General features: G+C 67.6%; 21 protein-coding genes. 4 read left to right on the top strand and 17 right to left on the bottom strand.

Going from position 1 to position 20,826, the window contains the following annotated elements; translation table 11 throughout:
- The first annotated feature begins 26 nt into the window (after positions 1-26).
- Together ACZYZE_RS12720 and ACZYZE_RS12715 are read left to right on the top strand one after the other, a co-directional pair.
- Positions 27-1,694 carry an HNH endonuclease signature motif containing protein gene (locus tag ACZYZE_RS12720; RefSeq protein WP_463908020.1) on the top strand — a complete coding sequence of 556 codons (1,668 nt, stop codon included), beginning with the start codon at positions 27-29 and terminating at the stop codon, positions 1,692-1,694.
- 557 nt (positions 1,695-2,251) lie between these two features.
- A complete protein-coding gene (locus ACZYZE_RS12715; RefSeq protein WP_463908018.1) occupies positions 2,252-3,499 on the top strand; it encodes a PrsW family intramembrane metalloprotease in 1,248 nt (415 codons plus the stop codon).
- Positions 3,500-3,577: 78 nt separating this feature from the next.
- On the opposite strand, the gene nusB is transcribed toward ACZYZE_RS12715, so the two are convergent.
- From nusB to ACZYZE_RS12640, 15 genes are all read right to left on the bottom strand, one after another.
- Positions 3,578-3,988 carry a transcription antitermination factor NusB gene (gene nusB / locus ACZYZE_RS12710; protein WP_459319218.1) on the bottom strand — a complete coding sequence of 137 codons (411 nt, stop codon included), beginning with the start codon at positions 3,986-3,988 and terminating at the stop codon, positions 3,578-3,580.
- Positions 3,988-4,551 (bottom strand): elongation factor P, encoded by a 564-nt coding sequence (gene efp, locus ACZYZE_RS12705; RefSeq protein WP_459319217.1) that lies wholly within the window; start codon positions 4,549-4,551, stop codon positions 3,988-3,990. The genes nusB and efp overlap by 1 nt, the downstream gene beginning before the upstream one ends.
- A 167-nt stretch (positions 4,552-4,718) precedes the next feature.
- Complete coding sequence (locus ACZYZE_RS12700; RefSeq protein ID WP_463908016.1) at positions 4,719-5,234, bottom strand: tetratricopeptide repeat protein; 516 nt, start codon at positions 5,232-5,234, stop codon at positions 4,719-4,721.
- Positions 5,234-6,325: a 3-dehydroquinate synthase gene (gene aroB / locus ACZYZE_RS12695; protein WP_459319215.1), complete on the bottom strand. Its 1,092-nt coding sequence runs from the start codon at positions 6,323-6,325 to the stop codon at positions 5,234-5,236. The genes ACZYZE_RS12700 and aroB overlap by 1 nt, the downstream gene beginning before the upstream one ends.
- The gene (locus ACZYZE_RS12690) at positions 6,322-6,909 is read right to left on the bottom strand and encodes a shikimate kinase (protein ID WP_463908014.1); all 588 of its coding nucleotides are present in this window, start codon (positions 6,907-6,909) and stop codon (positions 6,322-6,324) included. Before ACZYZE_RS12690 ends, aroB begins: the two co-directional genes overlap by 4 nt.
- Entirely contained in the window at positions 6,909-8,108 is a 1,200-nt protein-coding gene (gene aroC, locus ACZYZE_RS12685) for a chorismate synthase (RefSeq protein ID WP_459319214.1), read from the bottom strand. Before aroC ends, ACZYZE_RS12690 begins: the two co-directional genes overlap by 1 nt.
- A 26-nt stretch (positions 8,109-8,134) precedes the next feature.
- Positions 8,135-9,088 (bottom strand): shikimate dehydrogenase family protein, encoded by a 954-nt coding sequence (locus tag ACZYZE_RS12680; RefSeq protein ID WP_463908012.1) that lies wholly within the window; start codon positions 9,086-9,088, stop codon positions 8,135-8,137.
- The gene (mltG, locus tag ACZYZE_RS12675; RefSeq protein ID WP_463908010.1) at positions 9,085-10,800 is read right to left on the bottom strand and encodes an endolytic transglycosylase MltG; all 1,716 of its coding nucleotides are present in this window, start codon (positions 10,798-10,800) and stop codon (positions 9,085-9,087) included. The genes ACZYZE_RS12680 and mltG overlap by 4 nt, the downstream gene beginning before the upstream one ends.
- Positions 10,784-11,395: a Holliday junction resolvase RuvX gene (gene ruvX / locus ACZYZE_RS12670; protein WP_459319211.1), complete on the bottom strand. Its 612-nt coding sequence runs from the start codon at positions 11,393-11,395 to the stop codon at positions 10,784-10,786. Before ruvX ends, mltG begins: the two co-directional genes overlap by 17 nt.
- Before the next feature lie 2 nt (positions 11,396-11,397).
- The gene (gene alaS / locus ACZYZE_RS12665) at positions 11,398-14,076 is read right to left on the bottom strand and encodes an alanine--tRNA ligase (RefSeq protein WP_463908008.1); all 2,679 of its coding nucleotides are present in this window, start codon (positions 14,074-14,076) and stop codon (positions 11,398-11,400) included.
- 133 nt (positions 14,077-14,209) lie between these two features.
- Entirely contained in the window at positions 14,210-14,476 is a 267-nt protein-coding gene (locus ACZYZE_RS12660) for a DUF6167 family protein (protein WP_459319209.1), read from the bottom strand.
- Positions 14,477-14,497: 21 nt separating this feature from the next.
- On the bottom strand, positions 14,498-14,872 hold the full coding sequence (locus tag ACZYZE_RS12655; protein ID WP_459319208.1) for a DUF948 domain-containing protein: 375 nt from the start codon (positions 14,870-14,872) through the stop codon (positions 14,498-14,500).
- A 144-nt stretch (positions 14,873-15,016) separates the two neighbouring features.
- Positions 15,017-15,643, bottom strand: a complete 627-nt coding sequence (gene rpsD, locus ACZYZE_RS12650) for a 30S ribosomal protein S4 (protein ID WP_326966120.1) — start codon at positions 15,641-15,643, stop codon at positions 15,017-15,019.
- Positions 15,644-15,882: 239 nt separating this feature from the next.
- Entirely contained in the window at positions 15,883-16,281 is a 399-nt protein-coding gene (locus ACZYZE_RS12645; RefSeq protein ID WP_463908005.1) for a cupin domain-containing protein, read from the bottom strand.
- A 212-nt stretch (positions 16,282-16,493) separates the two neighbouring features.
- Positions 16,494-17,969 (bottom strand): replication-associated recombination protein A, encoded by a 1,476-nt coding sequence (locus tag ACZYZE_RS12640; RefSeq protein ID WP_459319206.1) that lies wholly within the window; start codon positions 17,967-17,969, stop codon positions 16,494-16,496.
- 66 nt (positions 17,970-18,035) lie between these two features.
- Between ACZYZE_RS12640 and ACZYZE_RS12635 the strand changes: the two genes are divergently transcribed.
- On the top strand, positions 18,036-18,683 hold the full coding sequence (locus ACZYZE_RS12635) for an acVLRF1 family peptidyl-tRNA hydrolase (protein ID WP_459319205.1): 648 nt from the start codon (positions 18,036-18,038) through the stop codon (positions 18,681-18,683).
- A 6-nt stretch (positions 18,684-18,689) separates the two neighbouring features.
- Here ACZYZE_RS12635 and ACZYZE_RS12630 read toward each other — a convergent pair whose 3' ends face one another.
- Entirely contained in the window at positions 18,690-18,977 is a 288-nt protein-coding gene (locus ACZYZE_RS12630; RefSeq protein ID WP_459319242.1) for an AAA family ATPase, read from the bottom strand.
- A gap of 238 nt (positions 18,978-19,215) precedes the next feature.
- On the opposite strand from ACZYZE_RS12630, the gene ACZYZE_RS12625 reads away from it, so the two are divergent.
- Positions 19,216-20,040, top strand: a complete 825-nt coding sequence (locus ACZYZE_RS12625; RefSeq protein WP_459319204.1) for a phosphotransferase enzyme family protein — start codon at positions 19,216-19,218, stop codon at positions 20,038-20,040.
- Here ACZYZE_RS12625 and ACZYZE_RS12620 read toward each other — a convergent pair.
- Positions 19,998-20,786 (bottom strand): GNAT family N-acetyltransferase, encoded by a 789-nt coding sequence (locus ACZYZE_RS12620; RefSeq protein ID WP_459319203.1) that lies wholly within the window; start codon positions 20,784-20,786, stop codon positions 19,998-20,000. The genes ACZYZE_RS12625 and ACZYZE_RS12620 overlap by 43 nt on opposite strands.
- Positions 20,787-20,826: the final 40 nt, after the last annotated feature.

Raw genomic sequence — 20,826 nt, 5'->3', positions numbered from 1 at the left:
TCAGTGCGTCCTGATGTAATTGGGGTATGGATAGCAGGACAGCGTGGAGCGCGGACAGCAGGGCAGCCCTGGCGGCCGTCGCGGCGTCCGCTGCCGTGCTGGCTGGCCTCACCGGCGCCGCCGCTGACCACTCGGATCCGCCAGGCGCCGTCCCGCTGCGGGACGTCGATCCGCCCGACGCCGATCCGCTGCGGGATCTGGCCGACGCCGATCCGCCCGACGCCGATCCGCTGCGGGATCTGGCCGATAGTTGCCTGGACGGTCTCGCCGAGGTGGCCCGGCTGGAGGCCCGGACCGCCGCGCTGAAGGTCCGGCTCGCCGCGGACTACGTGCAGGCCACCAGGGCCCTGGCACCACCGGGAGCGTCCCCGCAGGAACACACCATGCAGGAGATGGCCCTGACCGCCGAGGTCGCCTGTGTCCAGACCGTCAGCGAACGAACCTCCCGAGCCCTCCTGGCCGGCTGCCAGGCCCTGGTCACGGGACTGACGCTGACCCTGGGAGCCCTGCAGGCCGGGACGATCTCCTGGGCCCACGCCCGGATCATCATCGAGGAAACCAGCACCCTGGACGCGGCCGGGGCGGCCGCACTGGAAGCACACTTCCTGGACCCCGGAGCACCGGACCCCGCCCGCGGATGCCCGGCCGGAGACCTCGTGGCGGGCCGGTTCCGGGCCAAAGCACGCACCTGGCGCGAACGCCACCACCCGGCCAGCATCGAAGAACGCCACACCACAAGCGCCGAAGACCGGCGGGTCGAATTCGTCCCGGACCGGGACGGCATGGCCTGGCTCTCGGCCTACCTCCCGGCCGATACCGCCGCAGGAATCTGGGACCGGACCACCGCCGCCGCCCGCGCCCTCCAAAACCCCCACGAGGCCCGCACCCTCACCCAACTCCGCGCCGACATCACCGCCATCTGGCTCCTCACCAGCGGAACGGCCGGCACCGGCATGGCCGGGCGTGTCCCCTCCCCCAGGGCGCAGGTCCTGATCACCGTCCCGGTCCTGTCCCTCCTCGGCGCCACCGACGAACCGGCCGTCCTGGACGGATACGGTCCCATCCCGGCCTCCATGGCCCGCCGCCTGATCGCCGACGGCGCCGGCTCCTTCCACCGCGTCCTGACCGACCCCCGGGACGGCGCACCCCTGGAAATCGGACGCACCAACTACCGCCTCACGAAAGCCCAGCGTCAATGGCTCCGCCTCCGCGACGGCAAATGCCCCTTCCCCGGCTGCAACAACCACTCCCTGGACAACGAAGCAGACCACCTCCTGGCCTGGGCCGACGGCGGCACCACCGGCATCTCCAACCTCGGCCAAACCTGCCCCAGACACCACCGGCTTAAACACGGCTCCGCCTGGACACCCACCGGAGCCAGCAAAGACCACCCGCCCGGCTGGACCTCACCGTCAGGACGGCACTACCCCAGCGAACACCAGGACTGGGAACCACCCCACTGGCCACACCACCTCCCGGCCACAGACACGGACGCGGACACAGACACAGACATAGACACAGGCCCGGACACGCTCCCGGACCAAGGCCCGCCCCCGGACCCCCTCCCGGACTGGCACCAGTTCACGGCCGGGCACCCCTGGCCCGCCGCAGACACCGACGCCCCAGGGCGGCCAGCACACCTCGACGACCCCTTCCCGGAACTCTTCGCGGCCGCGCTGAACCACGGTATCTGATCGATCAGTTGCAGGCCGTTCAGCACGGCCATGTGGGAGCCTGTCGACTTTGGCTGTGGCTGTGGCTGTGGCGAGGGTTTGTGGGCTTGGGTCTGTCGAATCCGATCCGGGGCAGGGTGGAGCTGATCGCGACGGACCGCTTTTCGTCGGCTCGGTCAACAACCCCGTGAGTCCTTCGGCAGGATCCGTGGCCAGCATCAGCCTTCCAGTTTGCGGGCGATCGCAACGTTCGCGATCATGGGGCGATTCCCGTGTTCCAGATAGACAAACTAGTGCTCATGAAGCCGCCCCGGGCTGGGCGCGGACGAGGCCTGTGTCCCTCGTTGCCGCATGTAGTTGGACCGGCGTGGATAAGGATGACCGGGGCCACCCCCACCCAGGACCAGCCCAGGACCAGCCCAGGACCAGCCCAGGACCAGCCCACCGAGATTCAACCTCACCACGTGGGGCGCCCAAACGAGGAGTCTCAGACGCCCAGAACCCGCCAAAACAGTGCCTGACCAGCTCGTTTGGACCTCTCACCCCCGATGCCTCGGAAATCCCTTAGGCTCTTGTCCATGACGAGCTACGATCCGGGACCAGGCCGTCCGGGGCCGGGCCACCCGGCGCCCGGGCAGCAGGCCAACCCGAGCTGGATGGGGCAGGTCCCGGAGCAGCACTACCGGCAGGCGCCGGCCAGCCACCAGGGCCGCCTTCACCCCGTCGTGGCTCCGGTGCTCCCGGTTAGCCGCCGCGGCTCGCCCGGGGTGCTCGGACTCGTAGTGGCCGGCGGGGTACTCGGCTTCGCCAGCCTGTTCCTGGTTCTCCCCTTCCTCCTGGCCAACACCGGCGTCACGGGGTTCGTTGTCGGCTTCGTGGCCTCACTGCTGCCCCTGGCAGCAGTCATGCTCGCCGTCCACGTCATCGACCGCTGGGAACCCGAACCCCGCCGGCTGCTGCTCTTCGCCTTCGTCTGGGGAGCCATCGTCTCCATTTCGGTGACGATGCTGATCCAGCCCTATTTCGCGCTGGCCGCGGGTCCCGTATCCGGCCTGGACTACCAGACCTTCGCCGTGACAGTCCAAGCTCCGGTGGTCGAGGAATTCGCCAAGTCGCTCGGACTGCTGCTGCTCGTACTGTTCGCCCGTAAGCACTTCGATGGGCCGGTCGACGGCGTGGTGTTCGCCTTCACTATTGCGGGTGGCTTCGCGTTCACCGAGAACATCCTCTACTTCGGCCGCGCCATCGCCGAGTCCAGCGACCCCGGCACGGACCTCGCCGTTGTGTTCTTCCTCCGCGGGGTGATGTCGCCCTTCGCGCACGCCATCTTCACCGGAACGACGGGGCTCATCATGGGCTTCGCCGCCCGGCGCGGGAGCACCGGGCTGTTAGTCGCCGCCTTTGCCGTTGGCCTGATCCCCGCGATTCTGCTGCACGGCGGCTGGAACTCGATGGGCCAGGATTTCGTGGCGCGGTACGTCCTGATCCAGGTGCCGATCTTCCTGCTGACGCTACTTGTCATTGTGCTGCTGCGGGTCGCGGAGAACAGGCTGACCCGCCAGCGGCTCCGGGAATATGCGGCCGCCGGCTGGTTCACCGCGGCCGAGGTGGACCTGCTGGCCACCGCCGGCGGCCGCCGTTCGGCGCTGCGCTGGGCCAAGTCCATCGGTCGGGGTCCGCAGATGAAGGCCTTCCTTCATGCCACCACACAGCTCGCCTTCACCCGGCAGCGGATCCTCAGCGGCCGGGACGTGCGCGCCCACCAAATCGACGAACAGCAGCAGCTGGCCGACGTCGTCGCTCTCCGGACCTCCGTCCTGCGCTAACGGCGCCAACCGGCCCGGACAAAGGAAAGAGCCCCGTCCAGGATGACCTGAACGGGGCTCTCGGGTAATGCGCATGGCTTACGCCAGCAGCGAGGGTTTCAGCTGCTGCAGCCGGCCCAGCAGGCCGTTGATGAACGACGGCGACTCGTCCGTGGAAAGGGTCTTAGCCAGTGCAACGGCCTCGCTGACGGCAACGCCGTCCGGGACGTCGTCGTTGTAAAGCAATTCCCAGGTTCCGATCCGCAGGATGGTGCGGTCCACCGAGGGCATCCGCTCCAGGGTCCAGCCCTGCGAATAGGTTTCCAGGAACTCGTCGATCGCGGTCTGGTGGGAGACAACGCCTTCGACGATTTCGAGGGTGTACGGGTTAACGATTTGGTCCGTCTGCTCGCGACGGGCCTTTAATACATCGAACGCCGACACGGAGCGCTGCTCCGCCTCGAAGAGAACATCCAGGGCCCGGTTACGGGCCTTACCGCGTGCACTCACTAGTCGTTGACCCGGCCGAGGTAGCTGCCGTCACGGGTGTCGACCTTGACCTTGGTGTTGTTCTCGACGAACAGTGGCACCTGGATCTCGTAGCCGGTTTGGAGCGTGGCGGGCTTGGTGCCTGCCGAGGAGCGGTCGCCCTGCAGGCCCGGCTCCGTGTAGGTGATTTCGAGGACGACGCTCGGGGGAAGCTCGATGTAGAGCGGGTTGCCCTCGTGGATGGCGATGTTGACCATCTGGTTCTCGAGCATGAAGTTGGTGGCGTCGCCCACGGTCGCACCGGAAACAGTGAGCTGGTCGAAGTCGCTCGTGTCCATGAACACGAAGTCGGGGCCGTCCTGGTACAGGTACTGGTAGTCGCGGCGGTCAACCGTGGCGGTCTCGATCTTGAGTCCGGCGTTGAAGGTCTTGTCGACGACCTTGCCGGACATCACGTTGCGCATCTTGGTGCGCACGAACGCGCCGCCCTTGCCGGGCTTCACATGCTGGAACTCAATGATGTTCCAGAGCTGGCCCTCAAGCTTAAGGACGGTTCCGTTCTTGATGTCGTTAGTGGTTGCCACTGTGATCCTCTGGTTTCGTTTCTGGCTGGTTCGAGTGCAAGCCGGTTATGCCAGGCAAGCATGCCGAACGGCCTGCCAGCGCGTATTTATCAAAAATCCAAAAACTATTCTACCGGTTTTGCCGGCCCGCTGCCGGACGGGCGTCGGGACTGGCCCCGGACGGATCCTTAGGAGGCGAGATCCAAAACTTCGCGGGCGCGCTGCAGGGCCACCGTGGAGGCGTAGATCACGGCAGCGTCGGCGGAACCGGCGACACGCAGGTCCAGCGCTTTGGCAAAGGATTCGACGGCGGCGGCGGTGCTGCCGCTGGCGAAGTAGGAGCGGCCCAGGTGCTCGCGGATGGCCGCTTCATCGGCGGTGCCCCGGGTTTCGGCCAGCAGCTGCCTGAACAGCTCCACGGCCCGGTCGGCCCGGTTGGAAACGCGCAGCACGTCCGCTTCGAAAATGCGCAGCCGCAGCGAATCGGGGTCCTTGTAGCGGGCCTCGGCGAGCAGTTCCGCGGCCTCCGCGGCGTGCCCTTCGACGAGCCGCACGAAGATCAGGTCTCCCGGGTCCGTCGAGGCCGCGAGGGCTCCGACGACGGTGTCCTCGTTGACGATCTGCGGCACCAGGCTGTCCGGATTGATGCGGACCCCGGGTAAGCCGGCGTCCGGCCAGTCGCTGGTGCCTGCGATGTTTGCCATCAGGAGGCGATCTCCTGGTAGGCGGCGAACAGCAGGGAGGTGTCCGGAACGTCGAGGATGCCGGGGCGTCCGACGCCGTCGAGCACCACGAAGCGCAGCAGGTCGCCGCGGGATTTCTTGTCCCTCCGCATGCCGTCCAGCAGGGCCTGCCAACGGTCCCGCCGGTAGGTGAGGGGCAGTCCGAGGCTGTCGAGGATGGTGCGGTGCCGGTCGGCGTCGGCGTCGCTGAGGCGGCCGACGCTGCGGGCGAGTTCAGCGGCGAACATCATGCCGACTGAGACGGCGGCGCCATGGCGCCAGGAGTAGCGCTCGGCGAGTTCGATCGCGTGGCCCAGGGTGTGGCCGTAGTTGAGGATTTCGCGCTGGCCGGTTTCCTTGAGGTCCGAGGACACCACCCGTGCCTTGACCGTGATGGCACGTTCGATGAGTTCCCGCAGGGTGTCCGAGCGGGGGTCGGCAACGGCGGCCGGGTCCTTTTCGATCAGTTCGAGGATGGCCGGATCGGCGATAAAGCCGCACTTGATAACCTCGGCCATGCCGGAAATTATCTCGTTCCTGGGCAGGGTGTCAAGGGTGTCGAGGTCCGCGAGGACACCGGCCGGCGGGTGGAACGCGCCAACCAGGTTTTTGCCTTCCGCGGTGTTGATGCCGGTCTTACCACCGACGGCGGCGTCCACCATGCCGAGCAGGCTCGTTGGCATGTGAATGACCTTGACGCCGCGCAGCCAGGTCGCCGCGACGAAGCCGGCGAGGTCGGTCACGGCCCCGCCGCCGACGGCGACGACGGCATCCGAGCGGGTGAAGTCGTTCTGGCCCAGTACCTGCCAGCAGAAGGACGCCACCTCGATATGCTTGCCTTCCTCGGCGTCGGGGATCTCGGCGGTCAGCGCCGTGAAGCCGGCCGAGGCGAGCTCCTCCCGGACAGTGTCGCCGGTGAGCCGGAGCGCACGCGGGTGGACAACCAGGACTCGCTTGACGCGCTCCCCCAGCAGGCCCGGGAGGCTGGACAGCAGGCCGCGGCCCACTACGACGTCGTAGTTCTCGCCTGGTGTCTGCCCGGTGACCGGGATGACGGTTGATTCGGTAATCACGTATTAACTTCCTTAGTCGCCGCTGTCATAGGTGCTGCCGCGGTCTTCCCGGCGGCCAGCTCCCCCAGCGCATCTTCCAGCCGGTGAGCGAGGTCCGGAACGGTTCCGCCCCGGACATCGAATACCAGGTCGGCGAGCCGTTCGTAGACCGGCCGCCGGGTGGCGAACAGTGTCTTCCAGCGTTCCATGGCGTCTCCGGCCAGGAGCGGCCGGCCTGAACTCCTGGCGATGCGTTCCGCCACTGTGTCCGCATCACATTCGAGATACACCACGGTACACAGCTCCAGCAGCTGCTGTGTACCGGAGTCCAGCACGGCGCCGCCGCCGAGGGAGATGACAGTGTTGGTGCCCTGTGCGTCCTCGACCGCCCGCGCCACCGCCCTCGCCTCCATCTCGCGAAAGGCGTTTTCGCCGCGGCCGGCGAAGATCTCGGCAATGGTCCCGTGGCTGGCGACAATCACGACGTCGGTGTCCACAAAGGCCGCGCCCAGCTGGAGGGCGAGCTGCTGGCCGATTGCCGACTTGCCGACCGCCATCGGCCCGATCAGCGCAATGGGTCCGGTGAGCGTATTCCCGGCCGGCACTACGGGCCGATCGAGTCCAGGGACGCCGGAATGTTGTCCAGATAACCCTTGATATTGCGGGCGGTTTCCTGCACCGAATCGCCGCCGAACTTTTCCGTGACCGCTTCGGCGAGAACGAGGGCCACCATCGCCTCGGCAACGACGCCGGCGGCCGGCACCGCACAAACGTCGGAGCGCTGGTGGTGGGCCTTGGCGGCCTCCCCTGTGCTGACGTCAACGGTCCTGAGTGCGCGCGGGACCGTGGCGATCGGCTTCATGGCCGCCCGGACGCGCAGCACGTCGCCGATGCTCATGCCGCCTTCGATGCCGCCGGCGCGGTTGGACGTGCGGATGATCTTTCCGTTCGCGTCCTTGACGATCTCGTCGTGGGCCGCGGAGCCGCGACGGGAGGCAGTGCGGAAACCGTCGCCGACTTCCACTCCCTTGATCGCCTGGATGCCCATCAGGGCAGCGGCCAGGCGCGAATCGAGGCGGCGGTCCCAGTGCACGTAGCTGCCGAGTCCCGGGGGCAGCCCGTAGGCGAGGACCTCCACCACACCTCCCAGGGTCTCGCCTTCCTTGTGCGCGATGTCCACCTCGGCCACCATGGCGTCGGAGGTTTCACGGTCGAAGCAGCGCAGCGGGTCGGCATCGAGGGCCAGGACGTTGTCCGGGCCCGGCAGCGGCCGGCCCTCCGGGACGGCGGTGCTGGCGATGGACACGGTGTGGGAGACAAGCTCGATGCCGAGCTGCCTGAGGAACGCGGCGGCCACCGTGCCGAGCGCAACGCGGGTGGCCGTCTCGCGGGCGCTGGCGCGCTCCAGCACGGGACGGGCCTCGTCGAAGCCGTATTTCTGCATGCCGGTGAAGTCGGCATGGCCGGGGCGGGGCCGGGTCAGCGGGGCGTTGCGTGCCTGGTCGGCGAGAATTTCGGTGGCCACCGGGTCGGCAGACATGATCTGCTCCCATTTGGGCCATTCGGTGTTGCCGACCTGGATGGCGACGGGGCCGCCCTGGGTGAGGCCGTGGCGGACGCCGCCGAGGATGGTGACCACGTCCTGCTCGAACTTCATCCGCGCGCCGCGGCCATAACCGAGCCGGCGGCGGGCCAGGGCATCGCCAATCTGGGCGCTGGTGAGTTCCACACCGGCGGGCACGCCTTCAATAATTCCGACCAGGGCCGGACCATGGGATTCTCCGGCAGTCAACCAACGCAACATAAAGTCCATCCTGCCATGTAAGGCGCTCAGAACACCCGTCGGGGTGCTCCCACTGCGTCACACATCACATCTATGACTTCGGCCGGGACGGCGTCACCGAGCCGGGTGAAGTGACGTACCTGTTCCACCGCTTGGTAGATCAGCATCTCGAGACCTGGAACCACGGTTCCGCCGGCATCCTGCCACACGGAGGCGATCCGGCTGGGCCAGGGATCGTAGGCAACGTCCATCAGGACTCCGGGATGCTCCCGCCCTGATGCAGGCGCCCGATCCCCCGGCACGTCCGGCGTGAATTCCTGCTCAAATTCCTGTGCGAGTTCATCTGCCAGCGCGTCGGCGGCGCGGGGCGGCAGGGTGGAAATGACGACGTCGGCGGCGGCGACGGCGGCTGCCGCGCCGGCGATCGGACGCACCGTCACGGGAAGGCCGACGGCGGCGGCGGCGGCGCGCGCCTCTGCAGCGCGGCCGACGTCCCGCACGTAGACCTCGGCCGCCAGGGCGCCGAGTTCCTTGAGGGCCGCGATGGCGGCAGCTGCGGTCCCGCCGCCGCCGAGGATGACGGCGCTGGGTGCGGACGCTGCCCGAGCGTGCCGAAGCGCGTTGACGATGCCGGCGACGTCGGTGTTGTACCCGACGAGGCGGGTGGTGCCGCCGTTGTCCCCGAAGGGGCCCTGTCCTGATGCGTCGGACTCAAAGGTGACGGTGTTGATGACGCCGAGGGCCCGGCCCACGCCGCGGACCTCGTCCACCTCGGCCACCATCGCGGTCTTCAGGGGCATGGTTACGGACAACCCGCGCCAGCCGTCGCCCTGGCCCACAGCGTCCCGGATCCGGGCCATAAAGGACGGCAGGTCCGCCTCGGTCACGTCGATCGCAGAGTAGTCCATTTCCACGCCGAGGTAGGCGTAGGCGGACCGGTGCAGGGCCGGGGATTTCGAATGGCTGATCGGATGCCCCAGGACGGCGGCCCGCAGCGTCACACGCAGCGTCCGGGGTTCGACTCACACCAGGCGTTGTACTTGGCAACGTAGGTGTTGTGTTCCGCGAGGGTCTTGGAGAACTTCGTCTCCTTGGTGTCCAGGTTGATGGTCACCCAGTAGAGGAAGTCGTTGGTCTTGGGCTTGGCGGCGGCATCGATGGCCGTCTTGCCGGGCGATCCGATGGGCCCCGCCGGCAGCCCGGTGTTGGCATAGGTGTTGTACGGGTTGGACTTGTCGGCCTTCTGCGCTTCGTCGATGTGGAAGCTGCGGATGCCCAGGCCATAGGTCACCGTGGCGTCGGACTGGATCAGTCCGTTGGTCTCGGTGTTGTTGGCCTTGAGCCGGTTGTAGATGGCGCCGGCCACGTCCCCGTATTCGGCCTGGCCGCCTTCGGCCTGGACGATGCTGGCGACCGTGACGACGTCGTACTGCTTGGCCGGATCGGTGACGCCCTGGGACTTGAGCTCGTCCAGGGTGGTGGTGACCAGCTTCTGGAGGATGTCCTTGGCCGGGGTCCCAAGCGGGAACCGGTATTCACCCGGGGCGAGGAAGCCCTCGAGGTTCTTCGATTTGGCGGGGACGCCGAACTGAGCGGGGGAATCGCCGAGGGTTTTGAGCTCCGACACGGGAAGTCCGGTGCCCTCGGCGATGGCCTGCAGGGATTCGCCCATCCTGAGTCCGGCGCTGAGGGCGAAGTACATGACCTTGCCCTTGTCCTTGTTCAGCAGCACGGCCACCGCGTCCGAACTATTCATTTCGTTCCGCATGGTGAAGTCACCGGGGCTCAGGGCTCCGCCCGAGGCGGCGAACTCCTTGAGGAAGATGTCCGCGTTCGCAATGACCTTCTTCTCCTGGAGCTGGCTGGCCACGGATCTGGGGCCGGCACCAGCAGGGACAGTGATGGTCACCTCGCCGGTGCCGGGGCCCGGATAGTCAGCCAGCGTGTCGCCGCCGAGCAGGGGCTTCAGGAACTGCGCGCCGACGACGATCGCGACGACGAAGACAGCCAAAGTCAGCAACAGCGCCAGGAAACGGCGACGGCGGCGGACCTTCTTGGACGGGCCCTTGGATGTGGGTACGGAGGAGGCTCCGGCCATGACGTCATGCCCGGCCTCCTCGTGGTGGTAGTCCGGGTGCTGTCCGGCGTCGTCCGGGTGGAGAGTGTACTCATCCTGGGCCGGCTCGTTGGGGTGGACGGCATAGCCGTCCTGCAGTTCGGCCTCGTGATGGAGTTCGTAGCCGTGCTGCAGCTCGGCCGCGCGGCGCAGGGTGTCTTCACGGGAGCCGCCGGCATATTCGTGGACGGGCTCTTCGTGGACGGGCTCTTCGTGGACGGGCTCTTCGTGGACGGGCTCGTTGTGAACCGGCTCAACGTGAACCGGCTCCTCAGGCAGGGGCATGGCCACTGCGGGCACAGGCTCCGCGTGCACGGGCTCTTCGTGAACGGTGGGTGCCGCGGCGGGGAGCTCGGGGGCGTCGGCCGGCTCGATGGGCTCCGACGGCTGTGGGGCCGCTGACTCCGGCCCGGGCTGGACCGGCACGGCGGGGGCCGGCGTCGCGGCGTCCTCGCCGGTCTCGAAAGCCTGCGGCGGGATGGCGTCGTGGCCCTCGGGCGAGAGGGACTTCTCGCGGGCCCTGATCTCTTTGCGCGTCAGCGGACGGCCGGTGCCGAAATCATCACCAGAGGAGTCGTCATTATTGACCGGGCTCACTGTAGCCTTCCATTTTGTGCAGTTTGCGGTGTGCAGATTGCGTGTTGACTTCCGGAGCGGCCTGAGCGCCATCTCCGGTTGGCCCCGGAGCGGACTCCGCATACACGCGGCGTCCGACCTCCGTCCCCCTGGCCTTTTGCATATCGATCGCATGTTGCAGGATACCTGCGGCCGCAACCTGATCAACTACTTTACGGTGGTTCCGGCTGCTCATGCCAGCCGCGTGCAGGTTCCGGTGCGCCGTGACGGTGCTCAGCCGTTCGTCCAAGAGCCGCACCGGCATCCCGGAACCGCCCTCCGTCAGTCTACCGGCCAGTAACTTTGCGTACTCCGTCGCCATCCGGGCGGAGGCATGTTCCTCGCCTTTCATCGTCCGCGGAAGGCCTACGAAGATCTCGACGGCATTGAGCTCGATTGCCAGGGCCGCGAGGATGCGCACATCGGTGTTCTTCTTCGTGTTCCGTTCCAGGGTCCGCAGCGGAGTCGCCAGGATGCCGTCGCGGTCGCAGACCGCGACGCCAACCCGGACCGTGCCGACGTCGACCCCGAGCTTGACGCCCTGGGGGTAGTCGCCGGGCACAGCAGCTTCAGTCATCTTTATCGCTTTGTGATGGCGTCCACGACGGCGGTGAGTGCCGCGCCGACCTTGGCGGTGTCCGTGCCGCCGCCCTGGGCGACGTCGTCCTTGCCGCCACCGCCGCCGCCGAGGATTCCGGCGGCGAGGCGCACGAGCGCGCCGGCCTTGACGCCGGCCGTTCGGGCGGCGTCGTTGGTGGCGATCAGGATGACCGGGCGGTCGTTGCTGACCCCGGCCACCGCAACGGCGGCCGGCTCGGACCCGAGACGCGTCCGCAGGTCCAGGGCCAGGCCGCGCAGGTCATCGGCGCCGCTGACCTGGCCGGCGTCGTGGGCGATGACCTTGACCCCCGCGGCGTCCCTGGCGGTTCCGACGAGCTGGGCTGCGGCAGCCGTGAGCTGCTCCCTGCGGAGCCGATCGAGTTCCTTCTCGGCCGTCTTGAGCTTGGTGAGGGTGCTGGCGATCCGCTCCGCGAGGAGCCCGGACGGAACCTTGAGCATCTCGGTGAGCTCGGTGACGAGGGCGCGTTCGGCCGCAAGGTGCCGGAAGGCATCCATGCCCACGAAGGCCTCGACGCGGCGGTTTCCTGAACCGACTGACTGGTCCCCCAGCAGGGAGAGGCTGCCGATCAGTGAGGTGTTTTCGACGTGGGTGCCGCCGCAGAGCTCACGGGACCAGGCGCCGTCGATTTCCACGACCCGGACCTCGTTGCCGTAGTTCTCGCCGAAGAGCGCCATGGCGCCGAGGGCCTTGGCCTCCGCGAGCCCCATGACTTTGGTGTCCACCCGGTAGTTGTTGCGGATGGCGATGTTGGAGACTTCCTCGATCTCGGAGCGGGTGGCGGCGCTGAGGCCTTCGCCCCAGGCGAAGTCGAAGCGCAGGTAGCCTGCCTTGTTGAAGGAGCCGCGCTGCAGCGCTTCCGGGCCGAGGATCTGGTGCAGGGCCGCGTGCACGATGTGCGTGCCGGTGTGGGCCTGCTCGGCGGCGTGGCGGCGTTCCCGGTCCACGGCAGCCTGGACCAGCGAGTCGGAGCCGATTTCGCCTTCGCGGACGATCGCCTTGTGCACGCTCAGGCCCTTGATGGGCCGCTGGACGTCCAGGACCTCGACGACGAAGCCGTCGCCCGTGATCAGGCCCGTGTCGGCCGCCTGGCCGCCGGCCTCGGCGTAGAACGGCGTCTCCGCCAGCACGAGTTCGATTTCGTCTCCTGTGGCGGCCTGCGAGACCTTGCGGCCTTCAGACAGGATGCCCCGGACCTTGGACTCGCCCTGGAGTTCGGTGTAGCCGGTGAAGACGGTCTCGCCGGCGGAGAGCAGCTCCTGGAACGCGCTGAGGTCGGCGTGGGCACCCTTCTTGCCCTTGGCGTCGGCCTGGGCGCGCTGGCGCTGTTCCAGCATGAGCTTGCGGAACTCGGGTTCGTCGACTTTCAGCCCGGCCTCGTCCGCCATTTCGAGCGTGAGGTCGATCGGGAAGCCGTACGTGTCGTGGAGGGCAAAGGCGTCGGCGCCGGAAAGCGGGTGCCCGGCCGCCGTGGATTCCTTGACGGCATCCTCGAGGCGGGCCGTACCGGAGGCGATGGTGCGCAGGAACGCCTTCTCTTCGGCGTAGGCGATCCGGCTGATCCGGTCAAAGTCCGTCTCGACGATCGGGTAGACGCCCTTCATGGCGTCGCGTGAGGCCGGCAGCAGTTCGGGCAGGCAGGCCTTTTCGACGCCGAGCAGGCGCATGGAGCGCACGGCGCGGCGGATCAGGCGGCGCAAAACGTAGCCGCGGCCTTCGTTGGAGGGGGTGACGCCGTCGGCGATCAGCATGAGCGAAGAGCGGATGTGGTCGGCCACGACGCGCATCCGGACGTCGTCCGTGTGGTGCGGGTCCTGGGGGGACTCGGCGGAGGTGTATTCCCGGCCGGACAGTGCCGCCGCCCGGTCGATCACGGGGCGGACCTGGTCCGTCTCGTACATGTTCTCGACGTCCTGCAGGATCATGGCGAGGCGTTCCATGCCGAGGCCGGTATCGATGTTCTTCTTCGGCAGCTCGCCGGTGATGTCGAAGTCCACCTTCGAGCGGACGTTGCCGATCTGGTACTGCATAAACACGAGGTTCCAGATTTCGACGTAGCGGTTCTCGTCCGCGATCGGGCCGCCCTCGACACCGTATGACGGTCCCCGGTCGTAGTAGATCTCAGAGCAGGGGCCGGCCGGGCCCGGCTGGCCGGTGGACCAGTAGTTGTCCGCCTTGCCCATCCGCTGGATCCGCTCGGCCGGCATCCCCGTGTTCTTCAGCCAGAGCTGCTCGGCCTCGTCGTCCTCCTCGTAGACCGTGACCCACAGCCGCTCGGGCGGCAGGCCATAGCCGCCGTCGTCAACGTTGCTGGTGAGCAGCTCCCAGGCGAACTTGATGGCGTCTTCCTTGAAGTAGTCGCCGAAGGAGAAGTTGCCGCACATCTGGAAGAACGTGCCGTGGCGGGCAGTCTTGCCCACTTCCTCGATGTCGCCGGTCCGGATGCACTTCTGCACGCTGGTGGCCCGTTTGAAGGGGGCTTCCTCCCGCGCGGTCAGGTAAGGGATGAACGGGACCATGCCGGCCACCGTGAACAGCAGGGAAGGGTCGCTGGAGACCAGGGAGGCGGAGGGAACCGCCGTGTGTCCCTTGCTGACAAAAAAGTCGATCCAGCGCCTGGTGATCTCCTGCGACTTCATGAGCTGATTACGTACCCTTCAATATTCACTGCGTTCGTGGTTCACGCGCGTAGTCCGCGGAACGGTCTGGTCCCGGCCTTCGGCCGTGCCGGCGGCCCGTTTTGCGGGTGCCGCCCTGCTAATTCTCTCGCGGCTAGCGCCGGACTGCATCCCGGGCCGCGGAGCTATTGCTGACGGCCTTCTCAAGGCCAGCATCGATCCCCAGGGCAGTGCGGAGCTCGGTTTCACGCTCCTGCATGCCTTCCCGAACGGCGTCGGCGAAGTCGTACAGGCCGTCGGCGAGCCGTCCCACGGCCCGGTTCAGCCCCTCGGGGCCCAGATTGGACCGGGCCTCGGTGATCTTGCGGAAGGCGATGACGCCGATGGCGACGCCGATTCCCATCCAGATGATTCTGTTCATAGTCAGGTTCTCCAGCTGGGCTTATCGGCTGCGGCGGCCGGTGGTGGGCTTTTTGCGGGCGGTGAAGGCGGAGCGCACGCCGTAGCTGAAGGCTGCGACCTTGATCAGCGGCGAGCCCAAGGTCGCGGCCACCAGCGAGGACAGCGCCGAGATGTTCGCCGAGGCGTCCGAGACGTTGTTTGCGATCCCGTCAACCTTCTTCAGCTGCTGGTTGGTGGTGGAGACGGTGGCGGTGACTTCGTCCATGAGCGGGGTGGCGCCGTCGCTGATCGACCGGATGGAGGTCCGCACCTCGTCAAACACTCCCCCGAGCTTCAGAATCGGCACGGCGAGCAGCAGGACCAGCAGTGCAAACACTCCGGCCGCGATCAGGCCGGCAATATCGCCACCAGACATAGTCTTCATCTCCTTGTTGCGTCGTATTCCTGCGGCTTCCACCGGCTGACCCAGCCGACAACCGCAGAACTCCCCCAAGTACCTTACATACAAAGAAGCCCGCGGCGCTTGCCACGGGCTTCTTTGTAGGGTGTTGCGTTGGATCTAGCGTGCGTAGAATTCCACGACGAGCTGCTCTTCGCAGGTCACGGGGACCTCGGAGCGCTTGGGGCGGCGCACAAGGCGGGCCTGCAGGGCGTCAAGCTTGACGTCCAGGTAGGCCGGAACCATCGGCAGGACGTCGCGGTGAGCGCCGGCTGCTGCAACCTGGAACGGGGGCATCGGCTCGCTGCGGCTGTGGACGTGGACCAGCTGGCCCGCGGCGACGCGGAAAGACGGGCGGTCAACGCGGATGCCGTCGACGAGGATGTGGCGGTGGACAACCAGCTGGCGGGCCTGGGCGATGGTGCGGGCGAAGCCTGCACGCAGCACGAGGGCGTCGAGACGCATTTCGAGCAGTTCGATCAGGTTTTCACCGGTCAGGCCCTTGGTGCGGCGTGCTTCTTCGAAGGCACGGGTCATCTGGGCTTCGCGGATGCCGTACTGGGCGCGCAGACGCTGCTTTTCGCGCAGACGTACGGCGTAGTCGGAGTCCTGCTTCTTACGGGCACGGCCATGCTCACCGGGGCCGTACGGGCGGCGCTCCATGTACTTGGCGGCCTTGGGGGTCAGAGCGATGCCGAGTGCACGCGAAAGGCGTGCGGTACGGCGAGCACGAGTGTTGTTAGCCACTTGTGTCCTTCCAATATCTGCGGTGTGTCAGTGTTACTGGCCTCCATAATGGAGAGCATCGGCCAACCGCTGCCTTTTGCTACTGGGCACAGGGCAAACCCAACAAAACAGCATGAACTGCTGAGAACCGGTGGATTTTGCGTCCGTGCCTTGCCAGACAACGAACAAGCCTACCATGATGGGCCGGGCGGCCCGTATGGTCCGGGCTGCGTCCGGGCACCAGCCGCCGCTGCCCGCCGTCAGATCCTGGCGTGCATACCGCGGCTGCCGGGCCGCCCGTAGGAGGCCGCGCCCAGGAATTCCACGGCCACGAACGAGGCGGATCCCACCACCCACTCATCATGGCCGGGCGGGATCGCATAGGTATCGTTGGCATGGATCGTGGACCGCAGCCCGTCGGAGGATGCCACTTCCAGCGCCCCCGAGACACAGAACCCGAGGTGGTGGTGCTGGCAGAGCTCGGTCTGTTCGACGGGTCTGATGGACTCGGACCACCGCCAGCCGGGGCCGAGGATCAGCCGGGCCACCGTGTAGTCGTTCACGGTGACCAGATCGAATTCGGCTTTCTCCGGGCACCGCTTCTTGTCCGGTACATCGAAGGACTTAACTGCCATGGCTGTGACGAAATTTACGGACATAGGACACGACCTGGGAACTGGGACGAAGAAACCCGGCGTGGAACCAGGTTACTGACGTGCCGGCCACCGACCTGAGGTCCCGGAAGCGAAGAACCGGCAATATGTGCCGCTGTCCCCCGGCAGAGCACGCACGTGCAGCAGATCCATGCTCACGTAATTCCACGGTAGACCTCACGGCACGGAAGTCAACGGGCAGTTTCCGGGCCGGTGGTTCACTTGCCCCGGATGATCCTGCGCAGCCGCTCCAGCCGGGTGGAGATGTCCCGTTCGGCACCATTGGCCGTTGGCTCGTAGTAGTTGCGGCCCACCAGGTCATCCGGCGGGTACTGCTGCGTGGCCACCGAGTGCGGGGCGTCGTGGGCGTATTTGTAGCCCTGGCCGTGGCCGAGCTGCTTGGACCCCGGGTAGTGGGCGTCGCGCAGGTGGGCGGGGATGCCGTTGCCGAGCCCGGCTCGGACGTCCGCGATCGCCTGGTTGATTCCCAGGTAAGCGGCGTTGGACTTCGGCGCGGTGGCGAGGTGGACCACAGCCTCGGCCAGGATGATCCGTCCTTCCGGCATGCCGATCAGCTGCACGGCCTGTGCCGCGGCGACGGCGGTCTGCAGCGCCGTCGGGTCTGCCATTCCGACGTCCTCGGCCGCGGAAATGACGATGCGCCGGGCTACGAACTTCGGGTCCTCCCCCGCCTCGAGCATCCGGGCGAGGTAGTGCAGGGCAGCGTCGACGTCGGAACCGCGGATCGACTTGATGAAGGCGCTGGCGACGTCGTAGTGCTGGTCACCGGCGCGGTCGTAGCGCACCGAGGCGACGTCGAGCGCCCGCTCGGTGTGCTTCAGTTCGATCTTCACCGGAGCTGGTCCTGCCGTACCGGCGTCGGCCGTACCGGCGATACCGGCGATACCGTCTGCGTCGTCCGCGTCACCGAACGCGACGCCGGCGGCCGCCTCGAGTGCGGTCAGCGCCCTGCGGGCGTCCCCGCCGGAGAGCCGGACCAGGTGCGCCAGGGCTTCGGCGTCGAGTTCCACCTTGCCGTTGAGCCCGCGGACGTCCGACGCGGCCCGGACGAGCAGCCCCTCGACGTCGCCGTCGGTGAGCGGTTTGAGGGTCAGCAGCAGGGACCGTGAGAGCAGGGGTGAGACGACGGAGAAGGACGGGTTTTCCGTGGTCGCCGCCACCAGCACCACCCAGCGGTTCTCCACACCGGGCAGCAATGCGTCCTGCTGGGCCTTGTTGAAGCGGTGGATCTCGTCCAGGAACAGCACGGTGGTGGTCTTGAAGAGATCCCGGGCGGTCAGGGCTTCCTCCATGACGCGGCGGACGTCCTTGACGCCGGCGGTGATGGCGGAAAGCTCCACGAACTTCCGGCCCGGGCCCTTGGCGATGACGTGCGCCAGCGTGGTCTTTCCGGTGCCCGGAGGTCCCCAGAGGATCAGCGAGCTGGGCCCTGCGGGGCCGGTGGCGTCCGTGCCGGCTGCGAGCTGCCGCAGCGGCGACCCGTGGCCCAGGAGGTGCTGCTGGCCTACCACGTCATCGAGGCTGCGCGGCCGCATCCGGACGGCAAGCGGGCTGCGCGGCGAGGCTCGGTGGCCGGCGGACCGGCCCGCGCCGGCGTCGTCGGTGTCCCCGTCATCGTTTCCGCCGTCATTTCCGCCGGCGGTATCCTGCCCTGAGCCAAAGAGATCATCCACATAGATAGGCTACGTCTAGTTCATCCGCGCCCTGACACCTTCACCAGAACAACGGAGCCCCCACCCATGGCAAGCCCTGAGACCCGTGTGGCGTTCGTCTCCGGCGCCCGGCTGCCGGGCTGGGTGGAGCGCTTCGCCGCGAGCCACGGCGGGCTGAGCGAAGAAGAGCTCGACGGCGGCCTGCAGCTGCGCGCCGCGGACGGGGCCGCGGCCCTGCTCCAGGCACCGTGGCCGGTGGACGGCCGTCCCGGCCGCGGCGGCGACGCCTCATCCCGGCTGGCCTCCCTCGCTTCCCAGCCCCGGAGCATCGGCGCCGTCCTGGTCCGCCGGGGCGGGTACTCGGTGGCCGTGGTCAGCGGCGGAACCGTACTGGCCGCCAAGACGGGCACGCGCCACGTCCAGTCAAGGACAGCGGCCGGCGGCTGGTCCCAGCAGCGCTTTGCCCGGCGTCGCGCGAACCAGGCCGATGCCCTGGTGGAGGCCGTGGCGGACCATGCCGCCCGGATTTTCGCGGGTCACCGGATCGAGTACCTGGCGCCGGGCGGAGACCGGACCCTTGCCGGAGAGGTGCTCGCCGAGCCGGTGCTGCAGCAGTACGCCGCACTGGGGAGGCTTGCGTTCCTGGACGTCCCGGATCCACGCGCCGCAGTCCTGAAAAAGGCCGCCGCGGATTTGTGCGCGGTGCGGATCCTCGTGACGGATCCGCCGGTGTAGAACCGGCTACGGCGCAGCGGCCGGGGCGGCGCAACGGAAACCGACGTGGCTCATCCCGGTGTCCACCATCGGCGGGCGGCGGGCCGCGGGGCGGTAACGCAGGCAGTAGCTGTCGCCACACCCCCACTTCCAGAATCTGTGCACCAGGAAGGGCCGCAAGTACTGGTGAGTGATTTGCCCGCCGCCAGAAGGTCCTTCAACACCATCTGTTGACCCGCCTTCGGGAGACATGCCGCAGGCCAGTGCGATGGCTTCCACGAGGGTTGATTTTCCTGACCCGTTTTCGCCGACCAGGATGGTCGCGGACGTCAGATCGAGCCCTTGGTCCAGGACCTGGGCGACCGGTGCCAGGGCGGCCGGCCATTGACGGCGGTCGAGAACGTTTGCGGGATCCTCCGTCAGCCGTCGGATCGGATAGTTCAGGAGGGGTCATGCGGCCATTCTTGCGGCCCCAAAGAGGACCCAGATGTTCTGGGGTTCAGCGGCCACGATTGGAGCATCGTCAGCATTGGCCGTTACATTTATTGGACCGATGGATGACGAAGAAGATCTTGTGGGCGGCAACTCCACACGCGTGACCCGGGTGGGCAAGACCGTGCGGCGGAGTACCGGGCCATGGACGCCCGCCGTTCACGCGTTCCTCAATGCTCTCCGGGCCGCGGGCGTCACCGAAGTCCCCGAGGCTCTCGGCATCGACGAACATGGCCGGGAAATCCTCAGCTTCATGCCGGGCGACGCCGCACACTACCCGTTGTCGGACTGGGTGTGGGATCCGTCGATCCTGCACGACGCCGGGGTTCTGCTGCGGCGCATCCACGACGCCAGCGTTGGACTTGCCGGGGCGGACCTCCAGTGGCAATTGCCCACCCATCAACCGGCAGAAGTCGTGTGCCATAACGACGCCGCGCCGTACAACATGGTCTTCCGGGGCGGACGGCTGGCAGCGCTCATCGACTTTGATACAGCCTCGCCGGGCCCGAGAGTCTGGGACTTCGCCTACCTGGCGTACCGGCTCGTGCCGCTGGGAGAAAACGGTGGCGGAGCAGCCCCTGACGAGAATCAAAGATTGTCGCGGCTCGATGCCCTGATCATGGCCTATGGCCTCCCGTTTGAGCACCAGGAAGTCTTCGAAACCCTCGTGAACAGGCTCGACGAACTCGCGGAGTTCACGGACGGCCGCGCTGCAGCCACCGGACGAACAGATTTCCTCGACCATTCCGCTATGTACCGCCGCGATCGCGACAGCGTATCCGCGCTTGTCGCCGGGCCGGCTGTCGCTGTGGCCCCGGGAACGAGCCCGGCCGGAGCGCCGTTTCAGCAGCCGGTCAGGTGCCGCTTGGGCCGTTCCTGCCGGTAGAGGTAGCGGCCGGCTTCACGGAAACCGGCACGGGCGTACAGTTCCCGGGCTCCGGCATTGGAGGCCATCACCAACAGCCAGTAGCCCCTCATGCCGCGGCGTGATCCTTCACGCAGCAGCGCCTGCAGGATCCGGGCGGCATAGCCGCGCCGCCGCGCATCCGGCCGGGTCGCCATGCAGTACAGTCCGCCAGTGCCACCGGCAACGCCGGGAGGAATTGCAAGGCGTCCGACGGCGGCGGGCCCGCCGTCGTCGTCCCGCACGAGGGCGTACAGCGCGGGGCAGCCTGCCAGGATTTGCCGGGCGACAGCGAGGGCAGTTTCGTCGCCGCGGCCGTCCACGCCCCACCACAGCCGCAGCCACTCCGCGGAGGGCCCAGCGGAAATTTCGACGCCGCCGCCAGCCGCCGGCGAATCCGTGCCGCCGTCCCGGACCAGCACCAGGGTCTGGGACTGCCGGGTAAACCCTTCCTCGTCCAGTACGGCGTTGAGCGCCGCGTATCGTGGGTCCTCGAACACCTGGAAAATCAGCGGGAGCCGGCGGTCCCGGTACCAGAGGCGCGCCTCCCGGAGCCTGGCGAGCTGGCCGTGCGCGTCTCCGCCGGGTTCGCGGGGCCACACGGAGTTGGCCCGCTGGGTCACGCCGGAGGCCGCGCGGAGCACCCAGCCGCCGGACTCCTCCCGCTCGCCGGGAGGCCACGCGGCATCCATCAGCGCCTCAAGATCACGAAGTAGCGGATCTGCCATGTTATGCCACCCTTCCAAAACCAAAGGCTCCCCGGTTTCC

This window comes from Pseudarthrobacter woesei, assembly GCF_055412745.1.
This window is presented reverse-complemented; position numbering and strand designations above follow the sequence as displayed.